Consider the following 3705-nt stretch of genomic DNA (forward strand, 5'->3'; position numbering starts at 1 on the left):
GGCTTACGATCTGATGACGCACGAGATCGCACGGCGAGTTAGTTAACGTCAGTTCGGGCTAAGGATATTTGCTCCGCTCAAGCACCGCCCACGATTGAAATCGGGGCTAGTATCACAAAGTCCGCCTTCGCGGACTAAGATATATAGTCCGCGAAGGCGGACTTTGCATCACAAGCCGAGACTTCCAGTCTCTAGGCTGTTCTTGTCCCGAACTGAGGTTAGTTAGGTGATGCCGATTTACGGTATGATTTGCCCTGGCATTTAGAGTAAATTATACCTAGATTCAGTCATGCCATTAATTATTTCTATTAATGGTTCTTCTAATTTGTCTGCGACGAGATTTTTTAGTGGTACGGCGTTTTTTACGAACAGTTGTAGGCGGTTTCACTTCCGCAGGTCGAACGACAGGTGCTTCTTTAGTTGGAGTCTCTTCTGGTTTGCTACCGCCAAAAAGATTCGTAACCTGAAGGCTGGCTAACTGCTTCTCTAAAACTTTAGTTTCGGCGATCGCATTAAATGCCCTAATATTACTCATACTCCCGATCGTCTTGAGGTTTAACAGGGAAAGATTTAGCTGCATATCGGGAGCTACTCGATCGGCTAAAGATAGCATACTATAAGCCACGATATATGTCTCGGAACCGATGGTGACGGTTTGGCCTTTAGTGTAATAGTTATTCGCAAAAGCTCCGCCGCCAAATAAACTGACAAAAGCTTGAAAGTTACCAATTTCTAACTGACCGTTGGTACTCATCGCTCGCCATTCGGGGGTTAATTCCCTCAATCTAATCGAGGTAGGAATGCTATTGCCTTTTAAAATATCGGCAAAACTCGGATCTGCTGCTAATAATTTGGATGTGGGGCTAACTACTGGCTCAATTTCGGGAGTTGCCGCCCAGACCACAGGCTCGAACGCACTGATGGCTATAACTCCCAGCATTCCCCAACAAACTTTTCTAATATTCAACATGCGAGTAGATGTAATGACCTGAGCCATAATATCATCTCGGCTCGATCGATAGATCGACTCGCAAGAATTTTTTTGCAATCGCGATTTATTTGCTTAACAAATAGCAATGGTTTGTTACTTAGTTATCAATTCTCAATTCTCAATTAACATATAAAAGTCATCCATTTATTTTCTACTTTCGATCGCTCTGATGGGAAGTTTAGTTCCCCGTTAGTAGAAATAAAGTAGAGGAAGCGACAAAAACTCTACACTAAATGGATGCTCGACCCCGTAATACTTGCAGTTAAAAATGACGTTTGGAATACTAATTTCTGCACTGTCTGCCCCTCTACCGTCGCTCTCCTACGATGGGCAGCACTGGGTCACTGCGACATAACCCCCATCCAATGCGCTGGATCTATTAAATCGATCGTGAAATTAGCTTTTGAAAAATCATAAGACGTTAGCAATAAAAATTACTACCGATCCGTATTCCAATATTAGCTAACCCATTCGCAGATAAAATCGTCCTTTTGGATGAGTTTATTATATAGCTATTTTCGATATTGTAATCTTAAGAGTTTATGAATCTAGCTGTCTGAGTTCGCGCTGGCGTTGATTAAACTGTTTTTGCTCTAGGGTTAATAATTGAGAGTCAGTGGTAGATTGCATATCCCATTGCACTTCGGCGAGAAAAAATAGGATACCTGCGGTAATCGTCCCTGTAAATAGAAATTGCCAAGTTGACATATAAGGTAAAAGTGCGATCGCACCTAGATGTAGCAACCCACTCAATAAAAACGCACGCGATCGCAGTCCCCATGCTGTAATCGTATAGCCGATCGCGCTCAATCCCAGCCACAATCGACACAGATGCGGCAAGATAATCCAGCCACCACCAAAGATGCCCCAATTAGTCAACAACACCCCACCAATCGTCAATCCTACCCAGGCATAAACCACCCACCGCAGCCGCTCGACGGTTACCCAATACCAGGCAAGATGGCAGGTACCCCACGCGCCAATGGCGGTTAATATCGACCAAGCAATTGCCTGATAAGTCCAATTTAGGTCGATAAACTGAGCGGTGGTGAAGACAATTGTCGTAATAACACCCCACAAAACAAAAACTTGGTCGATGCGGGTATAAAAGCCAGAAAATAGTTTGGAGTCTTTAAATTGGATGTGGATGTGCAGGAGTCCTTCGAGATCTTGTACGTCTAGAGCGTGTTGTTTGCGGCGAAGTATCGGTTCTGGGCTAAAAGCAGTCATTCAAAGGGCAGAGTGAAGATTTATATTTGACTAACTATAATCTAGTCGGGGCGATCGAGCTAGTGGCTCATCGATAATTGTCGCCCCAAAATAACTAGATCGCGATCGATACCATTGATTTCGGCAATCTGCGGCAGGTAGCCCCACTGCTGAAAATCATGTTTTTTAAAGAGATTGAGACTCGGTTGATTGTGTGAAAAAATAAATGCTACCAGTGTTTTTAAATCTAGATTAGGTGCCGTCTCGATCGCTTTTGATAACAGCCTATCGCCTAATTTTTGACGGAGCGATTCTGGCGATACATAAATGCTAATCTCGGCTGTATGCCGATAAGCAGCTCGCCCATAAAACGATCGAAAACTCAGCCAAGCCTTAACTTTATCGTCTGCTGTTAATACCCACAGCGGACGCAGTTCGGGATTATGAGCTAAAAACCATTCCATCCGACTGGCAACCGTTACGGGTTCCAAGTCTGCTGTGGCCATCCGTCCGGGAATCGATGTATTATAAATTTCAATAATTGCTGGCAAATCTGCGATCGTCGCTTCTCGAATCATATGTATCAAATGTGCGTGATAATAGTTATTAAAATAGTGCCGAGAAACAATTAAAATCTAAAGGTAATGATGATTTTAATATTGCTAAAAATAATAGATTGAAAACTCAATCTTCTAGTGATATATCGGAATTCGAGAGGCTGTTTCAAAAATATTAACTAATCCCCCAGCCACCTTGAAAGCGGATGCAACCACGATCGAAAGCGATCGAGAGTATGTGGATTGTTAAGGTAAGGATTTCAAACCCACCCTAACAATCCAATTATCAATTATCAATTATCAATTATCAATTATCAATTATCAATTATCAATTGATTTAACTTCTTTCAATAAAGCTTGTAGATTTGCCGTCTCCATTCGCGCGCCTGGAATGGTCACTAACTGTGACGAAGCTAACGAACCCAATCGTCCAGCAGTCGCCCAATCCATGCCACTAGTGATGCCATATAATACCCCGCCAGCATACATATCGCCAGCACCAACAGTATCGATCGCTTTAACCGGAAAAGGAGCGATTTCTAGTAATGTTTGACCGTCAAAAATTAACGAACCTTTGGCACCGAGCGTGAGGGCAAAAGTTTTGGAAATGGTTTTTAAATACTCGATCGCATCATTCAAATCTTGAGTGCCAGCCATCTCAAATGCCTCGCTGTCATTAGCAAATAATAAGTCTACACCAGTACCGAGCATGTCTAGCAGCCCCTGTTTGAAGAACTTAGCCATGTTTTGGTCGGAAAGGGTTAAAGCGACTTTTTGACCTGCGCCAACGGCCATTTCTCTGGCGGTAATTGCAGCTTGTTTGCTGGTTTCGCCAGTGACTAAATAGCCTTCAATATAAGTATAAGTAGAGTTAGCGATCGCGTCGGGAACTAATTCGAGATCGGATAAACCGGAGGAAATCCCCAGGAAAGTATTCATCGTCCGATC

General features: G+C 43.1%; 4 protein-coding genes. All 4 read right to left on the reverse strand.

The window, feature by feature from the left end:
• Positions 1-295 precede the first annotated feature (295 nt).
• Positions 296-997, reverse strand: a complete 702-nt coding sequence (locus tag C7B77_RS25975; RefSeq protein ID WP_106311808.1) for a hypothetical protein — start codon at positions 995-997, stop codon at positions 296-298.
• A 534-nt stretch (positions 998-1531) separates the two neighbouring features.
• On the reverse strand, positions 1532-2221 hold the full coding sequence (locus C7B77_RS25980) for a hypothetical protein (protein ID WP_106311811.1): 690 nt from the start codon (positions 2219-2221) through the stop codon (positions 1532-1534).
• A gap of 59 nt (positions 2222-2280) precedes the next feature.
• The gene (locus tag C7B77_RS25985) at positions 2281-2778 is read right to left on the reverse strand and encodes a GNAT family N-acetyltransferase (RefSeq protein WP_106311814.1); all 498 of its coding nucleotides are present in this window, start codon (positions 2776-2778) and stop codon (positions 2281-2283) included.
• Positions 2779-3078: 300 nt separating this feature from the next.
• The coding region (locus C7B77_RS25990) for an adenosine kinase (RefSeq protein ID WP_146138524.1) at positions 3079-3705 on the reverse strand (627 nt) is incomplete at its 5' end.

The organism is Chamaesiphon polymorphus CCALA 037 (assembly GCF_003003845.1).
Taxonomy (GTDB): domain Bacteria; phylum Cyanobacteriota; class Cyanobacteriia; order Cyanobacteriales; family Chamaesiphonaceae; genus Chamaesiphon; species Chamaesiphon polymorphus.